Origin of the sequence: Massilia brevitalea (genome assembly GCF_030711405.1) — a bacterium.
GTDB lineage: Bacteria > Pseudomonadota > Gammaproteobacteria > Burkholderiales > Burkholderiaceae_D > Telluria > Telluria brevitalea.
On the sequence record NZ_JAULSI010000021.1, the window covers coordinates 86,926 to 106,525 of the forward strand.

General features: G+C 63.8%; 21 protein-coding genes. 7 read left to right on the plus strand and 14 right to left on the minus strand.

Annotated elements, in window-relative coordinates:
* Positions 1-55 precede the first annotated feature (55 nt).
* Both gltA and rnk read left to right on the plus strand, forming a co-directional pair.
* Entirely contained in the window at positions 56-1,357 is a 1,302-nt protein-coding gene (gltA, locus tag QWL29_RS14915; protein ID WP_290423126.1) for a citrate synthase, read from the plus strand.
* 509 nt (positions 1,358-1,866) lie between these two features.
* Positions 1,867-2,289: a nucleoside diphosphate kinase regulator gene (gene rnk, locus QWL29_RS14920; protein WP_305823670.1), complete on the plus strand. Its 423-nt coding sequence runs from the start codon at positions 1,867-1,869 to the stop codon at positions 2,287-2,289.
* Positions 2,290-2,303: 14 nt separating this feature from the next.
* Here rnk and QWL29_RS14925 read toward each other — a convergent pair whose 3' ends face one another.
* The gene (locus QWL29_RS14925) at positions 2,304-2,705 is read right to left on the minus strand and encodes a hypothetical protein (protein ID WP_305823671.1); all 402 of its coding nucleotides are present in this window, start codon (positions 2,703-2,705) and stop codon (positions 2,304-2,306) included.
* Between the two features lie 121 nt (positions 2,706-2,826).
* Here QWL29_RS14925 and QWL29_RS14930 point away from each other — a divergent pair, with 121 nt between their 5' ends.
* Positions 2,827-3,321, plus strand: coding sequence for a nuclear transport factor 2 family protein (locus QWL29_RS14930; protein WP_305823672.1), 495 nt, complete (start codon positions 2,827-2,829; stop codon positions 3,319-3,321).
* A 52-nt stretch (positions 3,322-3,373) separates the two neighbouring features.
* Positions 3,374-4,297: a tRNA glutamyl-Q(34) synthetase GluQRS gene (gene gluQRS, locus QWL29_RS14935; protein WP_305823673.1), complete on the plus strand. Its 924-nt coding sequence runs from the start codon at positions 3,374-3,376 to the stop codon at positions 4,295-4,297.
* On the opposite strand, the gene QWL29_RS14940 is transcribed toward gluQRS, so the two are convergent.
* From QWL29_RS14940 to QWL29_RS14965, 6 genes are all read right to left on the minus strand, one after another.
* Positions 4,298-4,882: a CHRD domain-containing protein gene (locus tag QWL29_RS14940; protein ID WP_305823674.1), complete on the minus strand. Its 585-nt coding sequence runs from the start codon at positions 4,880-4,882 to the stop codon at positions 4,298-4,300.
* Positions 4,883-5,096: 214 nt separating this feature from the next.
* A complete protein-coding gene (locus QWL29_RS14945; RefSeq protein ID WP_305823675.1) occupies positions 5,097-5,558 on the minus strand; it encodes a DUF421 domain-containing protein in 462 nt (153 codons plus the stop codon).
* Between the two features lie 83 nt (positions 5,559-5,641).
* Entirely contained in the window at positions 5,642-6,121 is a 480-nt protein-coding gene (locus QWL29_RS14950; RefSeq protein WP_305823676.1) for a hypothetical protein, read from the minus strand.
* A 78-nt stretch (positions 6,122-6,199) separates the two neighbouring features.
* Positions 6,200-6,865, minus strand: a complete 666-nt coding sequence (locus tag QWL29_RS14955; protein WP_305823677.1) for a response regulator — start codon at positions 6,863-6,865, stop codon at positions 6,200-6,202.
* Complete coding sequence (locus QWL29_RS14960) at positions 6,862-8,475, minus strand: ATP-binding protein (protein WP_305823678.1); 1,614 nt, start codon at positions 8,473-8,475, stop codon at positions 6,862-6,864. Before QWL29_RS14960 ends, QWL29_RS14955 begins: the two co-directional genes overlap by 4 nt.
* 154 nt (positions 8,476-8,629) lie before the next feature.
* On the minus strand, positions 8,630-10,915 hold the full coding sequence (locus QWL29_RS14965; RefSeq protein WP_305823679.1) for a catecholate siderophore receptor Fiu: 2,286 nt from the start codon (positions 10,913-10,915) through the stop codon (positions 8,630-8,632).
* 431 nt (positions 10,916-11,346) lie between these two features.
* Between QWL29_RS14965 and QWL29_RS14970 the strand changes: the two genes are divergently transcribed.
* On the plus strand, positions 11,347-12,351 hold the full coding sequence (locus QWL29_RS14970; RefSeq protein ID WP_305823680.1) for a hypothetical protein: 1,005 nt from the start codon (positions 11,347-11,349) through the stop codon (positions 12,349-12,351).
* A 41-nt stretch (positions 12,352-12,392) separates the two neighbouring features.
* Here QWL29_RS14970 and QWL29_RS14975 read toward each other — a convergent pair whose 3' ends face one another.
* Positions 12,393-13,400: a serine hydrolase domain-containing protein gene (locus QWL29_RS14975; protein WP_305823681.1), complete on the minus strand. Its 1,008-nt coding sequence runs from the start codon at positions 13,398-13,400 to the stop codon at positions 12,393-12,395.
* A 182-nt stretch (positions 13,401-13,582) separates the two neighbouring features.
* On the opposite strand from QWL29_RS14975, the gene QWL29_RS14980 reads away from it, so the two are divergent.
* Together QWL29_RS14980 and QWL29_RS14985 are read left to right on the plus strand one after the other, a co-directional pair.
* Positions 13,583-13,807, plus strand: a complete 225-nt coding sequence (locus tag QWL29_RS14980) for a hypothetical protein (protein WP_305823682.1) — start codon at positions 13,583-13,585, stop codon at positions 13,805-13,807.
* Between the two features lie 113 nt (positions 13,808-13,920).
* Positions 13,921-14,376 (plus strand): YbbD-related protein, encoded by a 456-nt coding sequence (locus QWL29_RS14985; protein ID WP_305823683.1) that lies wholly within the window; start codon positions 13,921-13,923, stop codon positions 14,374-14,376.
* On the opposite strand, the gene QWL29_RS14990 is transcribed toward QWL29_RS14985, so the two are convergent.
* The 6 genes from QWL29_RS14990 to QWL29_RS15015 form a co-directional block, all read right to left on the minus strand.
* Positions 14,373-15,932 (minus strand): hypothetical protein, encoded by a 1,560-nt coding sequence (locus QWL29_RS14990; RefSeq protein ID WP_305823684.1) that lies wholly within the window; start codon positions 15,930-15,932, stop codon positions 14,373-14,375. The genes QWL29_RS14985 and QWL29_RS14990 overlap by 4 nt on opposite strands.
* A gap of 154 nt (positions 15,933-16,086) precedes the next feature.
* Entirely contained in the window at positions 16,087-16,791 is a 705-nt protein-coding gene (locus tag QWL29_RS14995; protein WP_305823685.1) for a hypothetical protein, read from the minus strand.
* Between the two features lie 277 nt (positions 16,792-17,068).
* On the minus strand, positions 17,069-17,323 hold the full coding sequence (locus tag QWL29_RS15000; protein WP_305823686.1) for a PAAR domain-containing protein: 255 nt from the start codon (positions 17,321-17,323) through the stop codon (positions 17,069-17,071).
* A 144-nt stretch (positions 17,324-17,467) separates the two neighbouring features.
* Positions 17,468-18,463 (minus strand): DUF6396 domain-containing protein, encoded by a 996-nt coding sequence (locus QWL29_RS15005; RefSeq protein ID WP_308635490.1) that lies wholly within the window; start codon positions 18,461-18,463, stop codon positions 17,468-17,470.
* Positions 18,399-19,088, minus strand: coding sequence for a tetratricopeptide repeat protein (locus tag QWL29_RS15010; RefSeq protein WP_305823687.1), 690 nt, complete (start codon positions 19,086-19,088; stop codon positions 18,399-18,401). The genes QWL29_RS15005 and QWL29_RS15010 overlap by 65 nt, the downstream gene beginning before the upstream one ends.
* Before the next feature lie 3 nt (positions 19,089-19,091).
* Positions 19,092-19,600 (minus strand): phospholipase D-like domain-containing protein (locus tag QWL29_RS15015; RefSeq protein ID WP_305823688.1); only part of this gene is annotated, 509 nt, incomplete at its 5' end.

A 19,600-nucleotide genomic window follows, 5' to 3' on the forward strand; every position in this document is an offset into this window, starting at 1 on the left:
GCGAATTTCGTATTCGTTTTATATTTTGTAGATCCACTCCCAAGAAGGAAGTGCCATGAATATCTCTGATACCAAAGCCACCCTGTCGTTCTCCGACGGCAGCCCATCGGTCGACATGCCGATTTACAAGGGCACGATCGGCCCGGACGTCATCGACATCCGCAAGCTGTATGGCCAGACTGGCAAATTCACGTACGACCCGGGCTTCATGTCGACTGCCTCGTGCAACTCGAGCATCACCTACATCGATGGCGACAAGGGCGAGCTGCTGTACCGCGGCTACCCGATCGAGCAACTGGCAGTCAACTGCGACTTCCTGGAAACCTGCTACCTGCTGCTGAACGGCGAACTGCCGAACGCAGAACAAAAGGCCAAGTTCGAGAACACCGTGACCCGTCACACGATGATCCACGAGCAGATGAACTTCTTCTTCCGTGGCTTCCGCCGCGACGCGCACCCGATGTCGGTCCTGGTCGGCACCGTCGGCGCGCTGGCCTCGTTCTACCACGACTCGCTCGACATCAACGATCCGGAACAGCGTGAAATCTCCGCCATCCGCCTGATCGCCAAGATGCCGACCCTGGTCGCCATGGCCTACAAATACTCGGTCGGCCAGCCGTTCGTGTACCCACGCAACGACCTGTCGTACAGCGCGAACTTCATGCACATGATGTTCTCTAATCCATGTGAAGAGTACAAGGTCAACGACGTTCTCGTTCGCGCCCTGGACCGCATCCTGATCCTGCACGCCGACCACGAGCAGAACGCATCGACCTCGACCGTGCGCCTGGCCGGCTCGTCGGGCGCGAACCCGTTCGCGTGTATCGCTGCCGGTATCGCCTGCCTGTGGGGCCCTGCCCACGGCGGCGCCAACGAAGCGGCCCTGACCATGCTGAAGGAAATCGGCTCGGTCGAGAACATCCCGGCCTTCATCGAGAAGGTCAAGGACAAGAACTCGGGCGTCAAGCTGATGGGCTTCGGTCACCGCGTATACAAGAACTTCGACCCGCGCGCCAAGCTGATGCGCGAAACGTGCCACGAAGTGCTGGAAGAACTGGGCCTGCAGGACGACCCGCTGTTCAAGCTGGCCATGGAACTGGAACGCATCGCCCTGGAAGACGAGTACTTCGTGTCGCGCAAGCTGTACCCGAACGTCGACTTCTACTCGGGCATCGTGCAGTCGGCGCTGGGCATCCCGGTCTCGCTGTTCACCGGTATCTTCGCAATGGCCCGTACGATTGGTTGGATTGCGCAGTGGAACGAAATGATTGCCGATCCAGAACAGAAGATCGGCCGTCCGCGCCAGCTGTTCGTTGGCTCGCCGGTGCGCGACGTGCCGTCGATCGACAAGCGTTAATCAGGTTTTCGAAGTACACAAGAGCGAGCCTGCGGGCTCGCTTTTTTATGGGCGGCCGCTGCGCGTTGACGGAACGGGCAGGGTGGTTATACTGGACGGGCACGCCGGTTTCCGTACGGTGGTTCTTGAACCCACCGTATACGAACTGGACGGCGCGCTTCTTTTCGTAGGGTGGGTTCTCGAACCCACCATGCACGAACATAGGCCAATACGCATCGATCGAGACAGACCGGTGGGTTCGAGAACCCACCCTACGCCTAATGAACTTAACCAGCAAACGCCAGCGCCGTGATGCATCCTTCATCGAAGGAGGCTTTCATGCGCCTGTGCGTTTCGCCATCACCCTGTCCGCGCGAGATTCCGCCTGGCTCTCCTGGGCTCGGTGAGGACCACCCGGCGCCAAGCCAGCCAATCCTCTCCGAGCCTCTCCATCGTTTCGACCATCGCCAGATAGCATGGGCGGGTTCATTCATTGGCTGCATTCGCGGCCACAGACATTGGAGTACAACATGAGCATCAATATCGCGAGACCACACATCGTCGTCTCATCGCTGGACATGGAGCGCCTCGAAGCGCTGATCGATTCGCTGCCGGCCGCCCAGGCCGACAACTGCGCCGCCTTGCTGGAAGAGCTGGCGCGCGCCGAGCTGGTGGAACCCGAGGCCATGCCGCCGGACGTGGTAAGCATGAATTCGCGCGTGCGCTTCGTGCTCGACAACGCGCCTGAGGCCATCGAAATGACGCTGGCCTACCCGAAGGACGTGAACGGCGCAGCCGACAAGCTGTCGGTGCTCACCCCGATCGGCAATGCGCTGCTCGGACTGAAGGCCGGCGACAGCATCGCCTGGACGCGGCCGGACGGCGCCTCCTGCCAGGTGCGGGTGGTCGAGGTGGTGTACCAGCCCGAGCGCGCGGGGGAACTGCACCGCTAGGCTTGGTTGGACTTTTAATTGCACTTGCCGCGTAGCTTGGCCACGGCAATGAAGGGCAGGGCCAGCGCGCCGCCCAGGAAGAAGGTCGGCTGCCGCTTCAGGCCGTCCGCGTGCAGGCAGTCCGGCACCCTGGCTTCCGAGAACTCGCGCCCGAAACTGTCGTAGGGCGTGGCGGACATCGTGTCGTTCTCGTAGCGGCGCGGGTTTTCCCAGGTGGTGTCCAGCGTTTCCTTGACCGCCTTGCGGATGGCATCGTCGCTGATGCGGCTGCGCAGCGTGGCGCCCGGCGGTTGCAACGCGGGTGCAGCCGGTGCCGCAGCTTGTGGCACGGGCAGCAATTCAGACTGGACCACGGGCAGCGGTTCGGCTCGCGCCGTCAGAGAAAGGCAGAGCAGGCAGATAGCGAAATGGCGCATGAACAGCTCAATGGACGTGATGTTGCCTAATGTACACGAACTCTGTCGGCCGTAACGAATTGGCAATCCAGCACGCATATGGCTGTGTACAATCAATACTTTCAGTCAACGGAACATTGCCATGAAACGCCTGCTGCTCGTCTTCTGTTTGCTGTTCTGCTCCCTGGCCGCGCAAGCGGATGCAGCCCTGAAACGCCAGGTCGACGCCTTTGTCGACCGCTGGCACGACGACGCAGCCCATGCCCGTCCGGTCTACTTCGACAAGATCGCGAAAGACGGCATCTACATCGGCACCGACAAGACCGAGCGCTGGCGCCGCGACGAATTCAAGGCCTGGGCCAGGCCTTACTTCAAGGGCAAATCGGCCTGGGCCTTCAAGGCCATCAAGCGCCATGTCTACGCATCAGGCGACGGTTCCATGGTCTGGTTCGACGAATTGCTCGATACGCAAATGGGCGTGTGCCAGGCCAGCGGCATCATGCGCCGCAAGGGCGACAGCTTCGAGATCGTGCATTACCAACTGTCGATGGCGGTGCCGAACGAAGTGGGCGGACAGGTGACGCGCCTGATCAAGGACTTCGAGGCCAAGGATGGCTGGAAGGCCAGCAAACGCTGAAAGCGCCATGTGGTAAGGTGATGCCCCCGATGAAACGCACCCGGCATCACCCGTGAGCACTACCATTTCTACTCCCGCGTCCACTTCTTACGTCGGCCGCTTCGCCCCGTCGCCCACCGGCCCGCTGCACGCCGGCTCGCTGGTGGCGGCGCTGGCCAGCTACCTCGATGCGCGTGCCCACCACGGCGAGTGGCTGGTGCGCATCGAGGACATCGACGAAGGCCGCAGCGTGGCCGGCGCCGACATGGCGATCCTGGCCTTGCTGGAGTCGCTCGGCATGGTGTCGGACCGCGAAGTGGTGTGGCAAAGCCGGCGCAAATCCTTGTACGAAGCCGCCGCGCAGCAGCTTGGCCAGCACGCCTATCCCTGCGGCTGCAATCGCCGCGAAATCCTCGACTCGCGCCTGGGCGTGGCGCCGGACGGCGCGGCGATCTATCCCGGCACCTGCCGCCACGGCCTGGCGCCGGGCCGCACGATGCGCAGCCTGCGCCTGCGCGTGCCTGAAGGGGGAGCGGATGACGTTACCTTCACCGACCGCTTCATGGGTACGCTGACCCAGCACCTGGCGCTTGACTCCGGCGACTTCGTCCTGAAGCGCGCCGACGGATACTGGGCTTATCAGCTGGCGGTGGTGGTCGACGATGCCGACCAGGGCGTGACCGACATCGTGCGCGGCGCGGACCTGATCGATTCGACCGCGCGCCAGATCTACCTGCAAACCCTGCTCGGGGCGCCGACGCCGCGTTACCTGCACGTGCCGGTGGTGCGCAATGCCGCGGGTGAAAAACTGTCGAAACAGACCGGCGCGCTTGCCGTGCTGCCGGGCGACGAGCCGGCCGCGATTGCTGCCCTGCTCGATGCCGCGCGCTTCCTCGGCCTGCCGCTGGAGCGCCCCGGCACGCTCGCCAGCTTCTGGCGTGCGGCGATACCCGCCTGGTCAGCCATGCTGGCGGAGCGGGAGGGGCGGCAACGCTAGTCAGGCGCGGCGGCGGCGCGCCATCATCCCCAGGCCGGCCAGGCCCATCCCCAGCATGCCCCAGGTGGCCGGTTCCGGAATCGGCGCCGCCACCAGGAAGCCGCGGATTTCGCCGGCCGGATAGCGCGCGGTGTGGATGTTGAGGTAAGCCTCGTTCGACGCGATGGCGTCGATCAGCGCGGCGCCGGCCGAGGCCGGGGTGCCGCCAAAGGCCGCCAGGAAGGCCGGATCGTAGATGGTGGCGTCGCTCAGGTCGAACGATGCGCTATAGCTGCCCGACGTGACTCCCAGAGGAAAATCGGTGAAGGGAATCGCGATCGGCGCCACGCCGGTAAAGGCGGCTGTCGTGCAGCAGTGGATGTGCGCCATCGTGGTCCCTGTCAGCAAGTCCTGGAAGGGCACGTCGGCGGTCATGATATCGCCGTCGAGCGTGAAGGTGGCGACACTGGAGCCGGGCGAGCCGTTCGGCGGGCTTTCGGCCGGTCCGCTGGCGACGGCCCGGATGACACTCGTCTGGGCCTGCGCCAGCGCGGGAGCGCAAGCCGCGGCAACGGCCAGCGCCAGGATGGATAAACTGCGTTTCATGGTATACCTCCTGATCAGGAAAGAAACCAACGCGCCACGACGTGGCGCTGCGCAAAAAATTAGCATGTTGGCTGCAGGGGTAACACACGGTACGGATGGGCAAAGGCTGCTGAGCAATTAGCTCGTGCGGAAGGGGAGAATTCCGTTGGATATGATTCGATTGCGGGGCATGTGGCCCTGAAATTGAATCATTTCTACAACACGAGCGGGAACCTTATTTTTTCGTCTGGATCGTGATCTCGCCGTCGGCTTCGAGGAAAGCGCACTGCATGTCCGAGCGTTCGCAATCGGCGGCGCGCAAGGCCTGGTCCAGGTCTTCGGCCGTGATGCGGCAATGGCGCACCACCTTGTCGAAGAAGACGCCGTCGCGGCCGATCAGCACCGCCGTGCCGTCGAGCAGGACCGACATGCGGCGGCTATAGGCGGAAACCATCGCCACCGCCGTATTCAGCGCGATCAGGGTGGCGGCGATGATCAGGCCGCCCGAGAGGGAATCGTCGCCGCCGGAGAGCGAGTTCGACACCGCTTCCGACAGCAGCATCACCACCAGCAAGTCGAAAGGCGTGAACTGCCCCACGGTGCGCCGGCCCGAGATGCGCACCATCACCAGCAGGACCAGGTAGACCACCGCCCCGCGCACGATGAATTCCCACCACGGCAAATCCATGTCGAACATCGCTTCCCCCGAATGCACGCTGATGGGGCGATTCTAATCATTTTGTTAACATGGTGCCGTTCGGTTCGGCAGGGCAGGGCGCGTTACTCGCGGTGGTAGCTGCGCATGCGGAACACCATCGTCCCTTTGCTGCGCTCGCAGAAGCCGCTCATGGTTTCGCCTGGCGACAGTGTCCGGCTCAGGCGGGCGCCGGGCTTCTCGTTGGCACAGGCGGCATGCAGCTCGTCGGGGATGGCCGGCAGGGGCGGCGGTGCTGGTGGCGCGGGTGGCGCCGGGACGGCTGGTGCCGCAGGTGCGGCGGGAGCGGCGGGAGCGGCGGGTGCAGGCGGTGGGGCCGGGGGCAGGGGGACCATGGCGAGCGCATGGGCGTGCGCATTGGCGTGCGGAGGCGGCGGCGGTGCGGGCCTGGCCGGCGGCGCGGGTGGGGCGGGGGGAGCTGGCGGCGCCGGCATCTCGGCACAGGGGCCGCTCCTGGCCCGCTGGCATTCGATGTGGACGCCGGCCTGGCTGGCGCCGGCGGCGCAGAGCAGGAAGAGCAGGGTGATCGCGCGTGGCTGGAACATGGATTTCTCCTGAGGTGGTTAGCGACCACCTCATCCCGCCTGCGCAATGTGGAGAAAAAATGGAGCCTGCCGTGCCGCCTACAGATCGTAGCGGTAGCCCAGCCCGTAGATCGAGCGGATCGCTTCCAGGCCCGGCGCGGCGGCGTCGATCTTGCGGCGCAGGTTCTTCACGTGGCTGTCGATGGCGCGCTCGGTCACGTCCAGGTCGTCCTGGCGCAGCAGGTCCAGCAACTGCGCGCGCGTGAACACCTGGCCCGGGCGCCGCGCCAGCGCCGCCAGCACCTCGAATTCGCTCGGCGTCAGGGCCAGCGCCTGGCCGTGCAGCAGCGCGCGCCGCGCAGCGCCGTCGATGTGCAGGACCGGCGCCGGCGCGCAGGTAGACATGGCTGCGCGGCGCAGGATGGCCTTGATGCGGGCCACCAGTTCGCGCGGGCTGAAGGGCTTGCACAGGTAGTCGTCGGCTCCCGTTTCCAGTCCCAGCAGGCGGTCGATTTCTTCCACGCGCGCGGTGACCATGATGACCGGCACCGTGGAGAACGCGCGCAGTGCGCGGCACAGCGCCAGGCCGTCGAGGCCGGGCAGCATCAGGTCGAGCACCACCAGGGCGGGCGGCGCACGGCGGATCGCGTCCAGCGCTTCTGCGCCGTCGTGGAAGACCTCGGGCTGGTCGCCGGCGGCGCGCACATAGTCGGCGACCAGCGCCGCCAGTTCCGGCTCGTCCTCGACGATGCAGATGCGGTTCATGCGGACACCAAAGGCATCGATACAGCCACACGCAGGCCGCCGAGCGGCGAGTGAGCAAAGGCGAGCGTGCCGCACTGCGCTTCGACCAGGCGCCGGCACAAGGCCAGGCCCAGGCCCGCGCCGCCGCCGGCACGGCTGCGCGAGGCATCGACCCGGTAGAAGCGCTCGCCTAAACGTGCCAGCGCCTCGTCGGGCACGCCGGGCGCGCTGTCGTCGACGGCGAGCACCAGACGGCTGCCGAGCGCCTGTGCGGAGAGCAGCACGCGGCCGCCGGCGCTTGTATAGCGCAGGCTGTTTTCCAGCAGGTTGCGCAGCACCTGGCGCATGCGGTCGGGGTCGGCCACTACGGGCGTGTTCGACGGCGGCGGCTGCAGCTCGAGCGCCAGGCCGGCAGCGGCGAAGCGGCTGCCGAAGCCGGCGGCTTCTTCCTCGGCCAGCGCCCACACATCCACACGCTCCTGCCTGCATTCGAGGGCGCCGACGTCGGCCCGCGCCAGCGCATACAGTTCGTCGATCAGGCGGTTCAGGGCCAGCACCTGGCGCAGCATGGCCGCGACATGCTCCGGGTCGGCCTGGCGCACACCGTCCTGGATCGCTTCCAGCTGCGCGCGCAGAACGGCCAGCGGCGTGCGCAGTTCGTGCGAGGTGTCGGCTACCCACTGGCGGCGCGAACGCTCGGCGTCGTCCAGGCGCGCCGCCAGCAGGTTGAAGTGGTGGGCCAGTTCGCCCAGTTCGTCGCTGCGTTCGACCGGCAGGCGCGTGTCGAAGCGGCCGTCGGCCAGCGCCTGCGCGCCGAGCGCCAGGCGGCCGATCGGGCGCCGGAAGTGCAGCGCCAGCAGGCTGGCCGCCAGGGCGCTGAGCAGCACGCCCGCGCCGACGATGGGCCACAGGCTGGCGCTCAGGCCTTCCAGGAAAGCGTAGGCCAGGGCGTCGGTCGGCCCTTGGCTGCGCGCGACCGCCAGGTAGCCGACCGTACGGCCATCGGCCAGGATGGGGCGGCGCACGAGCGGAAGCGCGCCGGGAGGACGGCCTGCCAGCCAGGCGCCGCTGGCGTCGAGCAGGGTGACGCGACCGTGCAGGCTGGCGCCAGCGCTGCCGGGTGCCGGCGGCGGCAGGGGCGGGAGCGGCACGGCAGGCGGCGAGGGCGGTGCTGGTGGTGCTAAAGGGGCCGGAGAAGGAGGCGAGGGCGGAGACGCCGGCAATATGGAAGATGCCGGAGACACCGGAGACGCAGCGGCGGCTGGCAAGGCGGGAGCGGCAGGTGCAGCCGGCAAGGCAGGTGAAGCCGGCAAGGCAGGTGAGGCCGGCAAGGCAGGAGCGGCTGGCGCGACGGCGCCGCTGCGCTCCACCTGCAAACGCGCCAGCTCGTCGCGCAGCCAGGCGCGGCGCGCCGTATCGCGGCGCGGCACGAAGCGCCAGCCGCCGGCGTCGGCATAGCGGCGCGCCAGGTGGTTCGACAAGCCTTCCAGCCGGTCGAGTTCGATCTGTACCGCGTAATCGCCGAAGCCCTCCAGCACGGTCTGGCGCAGCAGCCAGACGGCGCTCGCGGTCACCGCCAGGATGGCCAGCAGGACCGAGAGGAACAGACGCAGGCCGATCGATATCTTCAAGGCGGAACCGGATGAGAACTGGAAGCGAGCCATTCTAGGCCATAGTCCGGGCGGCCAACAAAAAAAACGCTCTGCGCCGCGAGGGCGAGGGCGTCAAACCAGCAAGGAGGTTGCTGTTCTTGTGAAGCGTGAAGCTGACTCTAAAGCGGAACGCTTAGAAGCGGAAGTTCGCCGTCAGGCTGGCCGAGCGCGGCGTGCCTGGGGTATAGCGGTAGCCGCTCTTGTTGATGTTGGCCACATACTCCTCGTCGCCCAGGTTGTACACGTTCAAACGCAGGTCGATGTTGTTGGTGATGGCGTACGAGGCCATGGCATCGAAGACCCAGTAGGACTTGGTATAGGCCGGGGTGCCAACGGCGCCGTCGGTGCCGCGCAGCAGCCCGTCGTTGAAGCGCGCGCCGCCGCCGATCTTGACGCCCATCGGCAACTGGTACGAGGTCCACAGGTTGAACGACTGCTTCGGCGTGTAGGTCAGCGCGTTGTCGCCATTGGCGGTGAGCAGGCGGCCCGACTCGATGCTGGTGTCCATGTAGGTGTAGCCCGCGCTGACCAGCCAGTTGCGCGCCAGTTCGCCGGTCACGCCCAGCTCCACGCCCTGCACCTGCTTCTTGCCGGTCTGCGACCAGGTCAGGTCGACCGGATCCTGCTCGACCTCGTTCTTCACTTCGGTGCGGTACAGGGCCGCCGACAGGCCCAGCTTGCCCTTGAACAGATCGAGCTTGCCGCCGAGTTCATAGGTCAGGGTTTCCTGCGGATCGTAGATCGGGTTCTGGGCGCTGTTGACGTTGCCCGAGACGGTGAAGTTCGAGCCTGGCGGCAGCTTCGAGCTGGCGGCCAGCGCGTACACGCTGCTCCAGGCGGTCGGCTTGTACAGCACCGACAGCTTGCCGTTGTAGACCGTGTCGCCGATGCTGAAGTGGGTCGGCGTGAGCGTGGTCACGTTGTTCGCCGTGGCCGCCGTCACCGCGGTATAGTCGCCGCTGAAGTGGTCGGCGCGGATGCCGCCGTTGACGATCCAGTTCTCGCCGATCTTGATGGTGTCGAAGACGTAGGCGCTTTGCGTGTCGATCTCGCCTTCGTTGAAGGCGCCGGTGCGGCGCGGCGCCAGGGCGGTGACGGCGACGCCGGCGTCCGGGTTGTACAGGTTCGCGGCCGGCAGGGTGCCCAGGCCGGTCAGGCCGTAGGTGATCTGCTTTTCGCTGGTGAACTCGATGCCGGTCACCAGGGTGTGGCGCAGCGAACCGGTGTCGAACATCGAGGTCAGCGCGGTCTGGTTGGTCAGAATCTTGTTTTCCTGGTCCTTCACGGTACGGGTGTTGCGCACCAGGGTCCAGGTGGACGGATCGGTGCGGTTCACCAGGGTGATGTTGGCGCCGCTGGCCAGGAAGGCCGACAGCAGGTAGTCCTGGCTGGTGCGGCCATAGCGCGAGATGTTGTGCAGCTTGAGGTTCGGCGAGAAGTCGTGCTCGACGCGCACGGTCGCCATGTCGGCCTTGACCTTGTCGTAGTCGCTGTTCGAGCCGTAGAAGTTCTTCGGATCGACGGCCGGGGCGGTCGACAGTTCCGGTTTGTTGACGCGGTCCGGGCTGGTGTAGCCGGGCAGGCCGACGGTCGGCACGCCGCCGTCCGGGATGTTGTCCTGGTTGACGTGCAGGTAGTCGAGGACCACGCGGGTCGGGCCGTTCAGGCCGAAGCCGATGCTCGGCGCCACCGCCCAGCGCTTGTCGGTGACCACGTCGCGCGCGGCGCGGCCCGAATCCTGGGCCATCACGTTGATGCGCGCCGCGATGCCGCGCTCGGCGTTGATGACGCGGTTGACGTCGGCCGTCACGCGCTTCTGCTTGGCGCTGCCGCCGGTGAGCGAGGCGCTCGAGATGTCGTCGAGGCGGGCTTTTTTCGTGACCAGGTTGACCGAACCGGTTGGCGAGCTGCGGCCGTTGTCGGTGCCGGCCGGGCCCTTTACGACATCGATCTGTTCCAGGTTGAAGACGTCGCGCGAGATCGAGCCGACGTCGCGCACGCCGTCCACGTAGATGCTGCCCGAGCTGTCGAAGCCGCGCATGAAGATGGCGTCGCCGGTGTTGGTGTTGCCGTTCTCGCCGAGGAAGAAGGCGCCGACGCCGGGGGTATTGCGCAGCGCTTCGGTCAGGGTCAGGGCGCCTTGCTGTTCGATCAGTTCCTTCTTGATGACCTGCACGGTCTGCGCGGTGTCGACCAGCTTTTCGGTGTATTTCGGCGACGAGGCACGTTCGGCCTTGAAGTCGTTTTCGGTCTTGCCGACGATTTCCACCTTCGATACGGGACCGGTGACTTCGTCCGGCGCCGGCGGCACGGTGTCGGCAGCCTGGGCCGCGAGCGGCAGCAGCATGGTCGCCAGCGCGGCACTCATGTGTTGTTGGAAACGGCTGTGCCCGTGCTTGCGGCTCTTGATTGCTTGCATGTCTTTACCTGTTGTTCTCTCAATTTTTTAGGAAGCGCCGTCAGCAGGCTGAAGCGCGGTTTTGTGCACTGGTCAACATTCTAGTAAGCATTTTTATGTTTGTAAATGAGAATTGTTATCATTCGCGTTCTTATGCTTGAGTATTTACCCGGTATGGGTGAAAAGCGTTGTGTCTGGACAGGAGCGAAGCGAAATGCAGGGGTGACTCGTGGTAAAAATGCAACGGCAGTGCCGGCCGCTCCCAGGTTCGATAAGGATTTCCACCGAAGCCCGGCCAGGCTGCCTGCCCGATATCGAATTTGTCAGAGGAGCAACAATTTCGTACACTCAGCCGTGCAGTCACTCGCAAAGGCATTCGCCGGCGCCAGACCATCGAGAATGACGACATACACCATGACATCGAACCGACAAGCACCCAGGCAGGCCAGCGCATGATGATCGTCCCCAGCTTCTGGGCCGAGGCACGGGCCCAATATCGCCGCAAAGGCAGGCAGATCACGGTCAGGCGTTTCGGCTGGTCCGACGCCAGCCAGGAGGATGCGCAACAAAATGCCCAGCTGCGTGTCGGCGAGGCGCTGGCGCGTGCTGTTTCTGGCGAGCCCTTGCCGCGCCGCGAGCGCAAGGTGCCCTACAACGGCGGCGACGGGCTACCGATCCGGGAGGAAGTGGTCGACCGCATCGGCGAGACCGTCATCACCCGCAATGGCTACGGCGCACGCTGCATGAATACGCCCAACGTGCTGTTCGTCGATATCGATTTCAATGATGGCCCTGGCAAGCGCATGATCTGGGGCACCGCACTGTTCCTGCTCGCAGCCGGTGCAGTGATGCTGGTGCTGATGGCGGCGGCCGGCAAGGGCATCGGCAGATTGTTGGCAGTGGCTGCGGTCGGCGTGCTGCTGACCCTGGTGCTGTCGGCCCCCATTGCGCAACTTGTCCATCGCATGGTCGTCCGCGCCCAGGGTGGACCGGAGGCAATCGCCCGCAAGAACATTCTGCGTTTCATGGCCACGCGTCCCGACTGGCTGGTCCATCTCTACCGTACGCCCGCGGGCTTCCGCCTGCTCGCCACCCACCGCCTGTTCGATCCGCTCGACGCCGAAGTGGCCGAGTGCTTCGATGCGTTGGCTACCGATCCTGTGTACGCGGCCATGTGTCTGAACCAGCACTGCTTCCGGGCACGGGTATCGGCTAAACCCTGGCGCATCGGCATCGAGGACCATATCAGGCCACGGCCCGGCACCTGGCCGGTCTTGCCCGAGCGGCTGCCGGCACGGCGCGCGTGGCTGGAGCGCTATGACCGGGCAGCCGCAGGGTTTGCCGCCTGCCGCTTCGTCGAGTCGATCGGCAAGGGCGCCAGCAATCCGGCGGCGCAAGCAGTAAAACAGTTGCACGATGAACTGAGCCGGGCGCACTCCACGCTGCCGATTGCCTGAGCGGGCGTGTTGCATCGGCTGACCAGCCGATTTTTCGGCTTCTACGCGAGGGCGGCAGCGAGTATCCGATCCATGTCTGGTCCGGCCTCTTCGCAATTGGCCAGGTGGATGATCGACGTGCGGCTTTGCGGAAGCCGGACAATCAGCATGTTGAATCCCCACAGGCCACCGCCATGGAACACGACGTCCTGGCCATGTCTGTGCGTTAGCTCCAGGCCGAATCGATAGTCATGGACTGTGCCGTTCAGGAAGGGAGATGGCTGCAGCATTGCATGCAGCAGGCTCGATTTGTCGGACCACTGGCGATGCCATTCCGCTTCCCAACGCAACAGATCGGCGATGCTGCCGTACATGCCGCCATCGCCGACCGTGTTGGCGTTGCCCAGGTGTTGCTTGAATCCGAGCGGCCGTGACGCATCGGCTTCGTAACTGAAGACGCGGTGTTCAATGACGTTGAAACGGTCGTCATCGAAGCCCAGGCGATGGATGCCGAGCGGCTCGAACAGGAACGTTTTGGCGTACTTCGTCAGCGACATGCCGCTCAGGCGTTCAACCAGCGCGGCAAGCAGGATGTAGTTGCTGTTGCTGTAGCGGTGCACGGTCTGTGTCGGGCACTCGACCGTGTCCATGCGGGCAATCAGTCTGAGGATGGTGTCGTTGTTGAAGTAGTCGGCTTCGTGGCGGCCCAGTTGGCATTGCAGGAAGGGGAAATAGTCCGGGATGCCGCTGCTGTGATTCAGCAAGCTTCGCAACGGGAAGGCCTGTTCGAATTGCGCCAGCTCGGGCAGGTGAGGGCAGACGTCGTCATTGAGGCCGGTAAGCCCGTCACGCACCAGGGCCATCACACAGGCCGCTGTGAATTGCTTCGATTCCGATGCCAGGTAATAGGCCGAGTCGCGCGACAGTGGCACGTTCAGTTCGAGCGACGCCAGCCCGTGGTGGCGTTCGAACACCGTTTCTGCATCGCGCAGGACTGCGGCGCTGAAGCCCGGACCGCGTGGCGGCAAGCACGCTGCCAACTGTCCATAATAATTCCAGAGTTCTTGCACAAGGCCTCGGTTTTGCTGGGTAAGTAAAGCGGGGATTGTATGCGGCAAATGCGCACGTAGTATCAAAAATGCCAGCCCACCAACAACCGCTTTGGGTGAGGCGCTACAATCGTCAGGAATCGACTAATCGCCATCGTCTGCCGGGCGGTTGGCGCCACGCAAGCAAGAAAGAAAGGAACAGGATGGATCTTTCAACTGCACGGCAACTCATGTCGGTGTACGAGCGCATCGGCAAAAGCATCCAGGAGGCGGACGAACTTGTTCGTTACTTGCCGGAAGCCGAGCGGTCTACGCATCTGCGCGCCCTGGCCGGCATGGTCGACTACGTCTGGCTACACCTCCAGGCGCCGATTGTCCGCGAACATCGGGACTTGGACCCCGATGCCGGCTATTTTCAGGGCAAATAATCTGCGCGGTGCGTTCGGCGCCAGGCCATTCGACGAGGCTTTCAGCATGGCTCGAACGGCCGCTCAGGAATATCCAGAGAAACTCAAGCGGATAGTCAACGAAAGTTCGAAACATGCGGCGTTTCCTGAAAATCTCATTGATATGTGGCGCTGGTGTTATCGTCCTGCTCGCCTCCCTTCTGCTGGCATTGCTGATCATCGTCCCATCGAGTGTCGTCGAAAACGACTTCGCAACCTACGATGCGGCCTTAAAGGCAGACGCATTCGCGCTCCAGCGTCTTCCTGATCTATTGCCCAGATCGGCTACCAACATCTCGTCGTCCAGGAACCTGGACCTCAACGACGAAGTGGTGACCTTCCACTATGGTCCGGATTTCGATGCGTTCATCGCGGCGCAGGAGCAGGCCCCTGCGCGGACGGCGGAATCGCTGGGACTACGCTTGCGCGACGATCGTTTCATGCATCCCGGTGAGCTGGCCTATATGCCGAAAGTATTGTTGTACAAGGAATCCCGGCCGGGGACGCTGCTGGTCAACCGCGTCGACCGGGTTGCGGTGTATTTCGATTAGCGCCCGTGCGGCCGCGCAGGCGCTGCGCGTGGCGCCGGCGCCTTCCAGTAGCCGATCAGGCTCTCCATGTATTGCACGGTGCTCCTGCCGGTCGAATCGGTCACGCGGACGATGATGTTGCGTGCGCCAAGCGTGGTGTAGGTATGCTGCGCGCTGACCTCGCCGCTGCCGCGCGATTCGCGCACCGTGGCCGGCTGCGGCCCCTGGCCATCGCCCCAATCGACGGTTGCCTTGTGGCGGTCGCCGACGTTGCGGTCGCGGAAGGAGAGGGTAAGCGGCAGCGGGCGGTTCAGGGCCGTCTCGGGGAAGTTGATCGGCCCCAGCACCGGCGCATCGGTGCCGCCGCCGCGGCGCAGCAACACCAGGCCGGCGCTCGATTCGGCAACGATGTCGCCATTCGTCGCAATCGCGAGCGCGGAGGCGAGCTGCAGTCCTGCCGGCGGATTGAGCAGGCGCGTGTTCAGGTCGACCGCGGCGCCCGTGCGCGACCAGCGGTAGGCGCGGCGCCCGCCTTCGCTGCCCCAGGCAACGCCGACGCTGACCCCGGCATCGTTCAGGCTGTTCACTTCGGACACCAGCAGGGATGCGGGGTGGAGATCGACCAGCCCGCGTGCGCGCGAGTACAGGAAGGCGCGCGAGCCGCCGGCCGGGTCGATGATGCGGCCGGCGATTTCTCCTGCTTCGTTCAGGCCGACCACCACCGCGTTCGGCCCCGGGGTCGCCACGCCGCGTGCCGGGCTCCACAGGAATGCCCGTGCATCCGGCGTGCCGCCATCGAGCATCCCGGCGACGTCGCCGCGTTCGTTGTTGTACATGGCAATGGCGCCGCGTCCGCCGAGGGTGCCGAGCACGGTTGGCCGGTTGGCGCTGTCCCAGCGTATGGCGTGATTGGCGTCGCCGGCATCGGTAACGCTGCCGACGCTGACGTTGCGCTCGTTGATATCGACGGCATAGCCGGGACCGAAGCCGGGAGGGCTGGTCAGCATGCTCAGGCGGTTGGCCGCGCTCCAACGCACGCCGCGTCCGGTGGCAGGATCGGAGCCTGCGTACGAGGTCCCGACGACGATGCCGTTGTTATTGATGGCGGGAATCCAGCTGTCGCCACCGGCGCCGAGCGAGGGCAGGCTGGCCAGTCCCCGCGCCGCCGACCAGCGATACGGTTGCAGGTTCGTCGACCAGGGCGCGGCGGGGTCGACCTGGCGCGACACGAAGGCCAGTTCGCCGCGGTCGTTCAGGGCGCCAAGAAACGAGACGGTGTTGCTGGGCGTGATCGGGTGGATGACGCGCTGTCCATCGAAGAAGCCGACATGGGCGTTGTAGTCGAGCCCGATGTACTCGAAGGCAGCCTGGCCGCTGGCGTTGATGTGGGTGACCAGCGCCTGGAAGGGCACCAGGTTGACGATGCCGTACACGTCGGCAGGGGCCTTGGACGCATGTGCGTCCTGCGCGCCGTTCGCCGGCTGCGCGGCCCGGGTCCCATCGTCGAATCCCGCCAGGTGTGCGGCGAGCACCAGTCCGCCTGCCGCGCGAAGCGTCTTGTTTCTCAGGAGTTGCATGTGAGCCTCTCATGGTGTTCGCGCATGCGCGATGCATGGCGTTCGACCAATGTAGGCAGTCGCCTGGCCGCAGAAGACGAGCTGTATCAAGGACGAGGCGGAATCGGAGTCTTCCGGCTGCATGCTCGGAAGGCGCCGTGCAGCGCGGGCAAGTTCAGTCCGTAGCCGGCTCCTTGTCCGGGGCCTTTGCGTAGGTGCCGCGCAGGCCCATCGGATTGTCGTCGATGCTCAGCCGGCCCTCCTTGGACGACAGACTCAAGGACTTGAACGGCGCCGCCTGCAGTTCGCCGGGATTGAGCACCACGAAGCCGGCGATGCGCTTGCTGGCGCGCTCGGCCGGCACGTCGAACCAGGTCCACTCGTCCTTGCTGTCGGCACGGCGCAGGCCGGCGCGCTTCCAGGTTTCGCTGGCGGGCATCTGGGCGATGGCGTCGCCGTTCGGACCGCTCACCGCGCTGGCCTTGCGTCCGGAAGCGCTTTCGAACTGCACCTCGATGCCGGCCACCGGGCCTGTCGACGGCACGCCGACGATGGCTACCCAGATGCCCTGGCGCGGGTCTTTCTTGATGGTGAGTTCGGCTTCCGTGAACAGCCGGAACTTGCCGGGCCGCGGTACGTGCGGCGTGAGGACGATGCGCTTGCCGTCGCGCTTCCAGGTGCCGTGCGCCACCATGTCGGTGGCGCCGTACGCCAGCATCCAGTCGAACTCGCCCGACTTTTTCAGCACCAGTTCGGAGCCGACTTCGGTCATGCCGCTCAGGTAGTAGTGGCCTGTGGGACCGGTGGTGTCGGCGGCATTGGCGGACAGGCTGCCGAACAGGCAGCTGCTGGCCAGGACGAGTTTCGAAAGAAAATGCATGGACTCCTCACGGCAGGTTGAATTAACACTAGGATACGACCTTTGCTCAAAACGACTCTTCGTTACGAGCTCAGCCATACTATGCCGCAGCATAGGCTTCGGTGTCGCCATGCTGGAATGGCACTGTCAAGGGCCAAGTTCTTCACAGAAACTGTGGATAAAGTTGTGCGTCACTACTAATCTGATGAATTAACTAATTGATTTTAAAAGTTCTTTTCTCAGAGCCCCAGAATTGGGCAGCCTGACTTTTTGGTCGACATACCACCTTCATGGTTCTTCAGGTAGAGGAAAGCAACTTCGCACCACAGGCGGTGAGATCGTTGTCGTAAGCATAGGGCCGCCCTTTGTGCCTGGCACCGGCACCATCCGGTTCGATGGGAAATGTTCCTTTGCATTTGGGGCAGAAGGTCATGTCATCCGCTAGAGCTGCTTCAGTACCCATTACAACGGTGCCGGATGAAACCGAGATAACCTGACCACCGTGATCCGTCTTGTCATTCATCCGAATTACGCCACGTCCTTCATGCTTCATGTTCGTTAGCCTTTCAGTGTCAAATGACGGGCCAGCCTGCTATGGTTCTTTGTCCACCAAAGCAATTATCTTGATGTTGAAACTCACACTGAGCAAGGAACAGCGATGCGCGCCAAATAACGCTCTCCGGCGCGCTTGCACAGACTATTTTCGCTCCGGCGTATCCGCCTCCAACAGATGCCATTTCAATTCCGCACTGTCCAGCGGCAGCATCCAGTCGCGCTTCGGGTCAGGGAAGGGCTGGCCAGCGGTCAGCCAGCGCTGCCGCCATTCCTGATTGACTTCCTGTTCGAGCGGGTGGCCTGGCGCAAGCCATGGCTGCCACGTGCCGGTAATGGCGCAGTTTTTGTTTCCGTCGCATTCGACGTGCTTTAACGGCCGTGCAACTTCCCGCGACAACCTGAGCGCTGTGCGCGGCGCGACGGCACCGCCGTTGTTGCGCACGGTAAGCACCCGCTGCCAGACGATGCCGGACGTGGTGTTTGTTTCGATGCCGTTCGGAATGCGCGGCTGCTCGAACGGTTCCCCCTTGCCGTAGAGGCCGGGCACGATGCTGGCCAGGAAGGCCTGTACCTCGGCTGATCCTTGTGGTGCCTTAGGCTGCCAGTAGCCGGCAACGGGCGCCTGCAGCGCATCGGTTGTCTCCGCTATTGGCCTGAACGCATAGGCGCTGTCGAGGAAGTAGCGGCCTTTCCTGAGCGAGGCCTCCGTTGATACCGGGGCAGCTGGTTCGGGCACGACGGCCATGGCCGCTGCGAGCAGACTTTCGCGCTTGCCGTCCCACGGCGGCAGCGGGGCCGGTGGCAATGGCAGGATTCTGTCGAGGTTAGGGAAGCGGCGCTCAGGGTTGAAGCGGAGTGCATTACCAAGCATGTGATAGCGTTGGCCGCGTGCCTTGTCGATGAACGGCACGAACATGGTCTCCAGATCGCGTGGGCGGTCGAACTCGCTCCCCAGATTGTCCGCGCAGTATTGGCATCCGCCCTTCACACCCTCGTGCACGACGCGCATCACGCGATCAAGGGTTTCCCTAGTTCTTCTTCCAAGTTCTCTTCCATCCGGCGCCCTGGGAACCTCATACATGTATTCGAGTTCCTGTGCCGCCGGGCCGTATCCTTGGGCGAGGGCACATTCGAACATCTTGATCGCAATCGGGATGTTGCCCCAATAGCCCCGCTTGAGACCGTCCGCACCTGCATCCATTTTCTCGCCAAGGAAGGTCATCGCCTGCGGATTGCCCATAGCGGCTGCCTTCTGGAAAAAAGCATAGGCCCGGTCGGTATCGCCCCCCCACGCCTGTGCCGTTGAGGTAATAGGTGCCCATCCTGTCGTAGGCGGCCGGGATGCCCAATTCGATGGCTGTCGAAACCAGCGTCACCGCCTCGATTTCCCCATTGGGCGGATCATGTTTTTCCAGGTACAGGCTTGCAAGGTTCAGCATTGCCTTCCAATGATGCCGTTCAGCGGCTTGGCGGGTAAGTCGTAAAACCTTTTTATAATCCACATCATCAACGTAGGTCGTACCGTCTTCGAGCGCGCGCGCTTCCAGGAACCAGTCGTCGGCCTGAGCATCAATCGGCGGCACCTTGCTTGCTTCGGTGTGACATTCGAAGGAGGCGATGTGTGGATCGAAGGGTGGCAGTTCTTGCATGTATGCGGGGGGCTTAGTCTTGTCCATGTCGCAGGCAGTCAGAAAAGTAAATGTAATCAGTAAGGTTGCCAACTGGCGGCAACGTGACGAGGAAGAGGCGGTAAGGGTATGCATGAGTCAACCAAATCGCATGGTCGAGCTTCGTTTATCGTCCAGGGTGACGATGAAACCCTCCATCATTTTTGCTGCTGGATCGGTTGACAAAGCCTTTTGCCTCGCCTTGTTTCGATTCATGAGCTTTACCCAATCACCGAAGGTTTTCTCGATTTCTTTTGGTGTACCGTTTCCGCCATTATTCTCGTCAGTCGCGAGCTGCGACCAGACCCGTTTGCGCAATGTAGTCGCATGGTGCGGATCGTTCGTGGCGAGGTTGATCTCACTGTCCACCACCATGCTGCGTTGATTCAGATTGGCGCTGCCAAGCGTGAAAAAACCGTCGTCGACCAGCAACAATTTGGAATGAATGTAGATCTCTCGATAGCGCCACTGACGCTGTGCCTGATTGAATTCGCAAGCGTTGAGTACAGCGACGCACACCCGCAGGCCATAGGTGTTCTTAAGGATCAGCTCCGAAGGCTTGTTGTAGTGGTCAAGTAATTTCGGACACGACGATAAGTTCTTTCTCT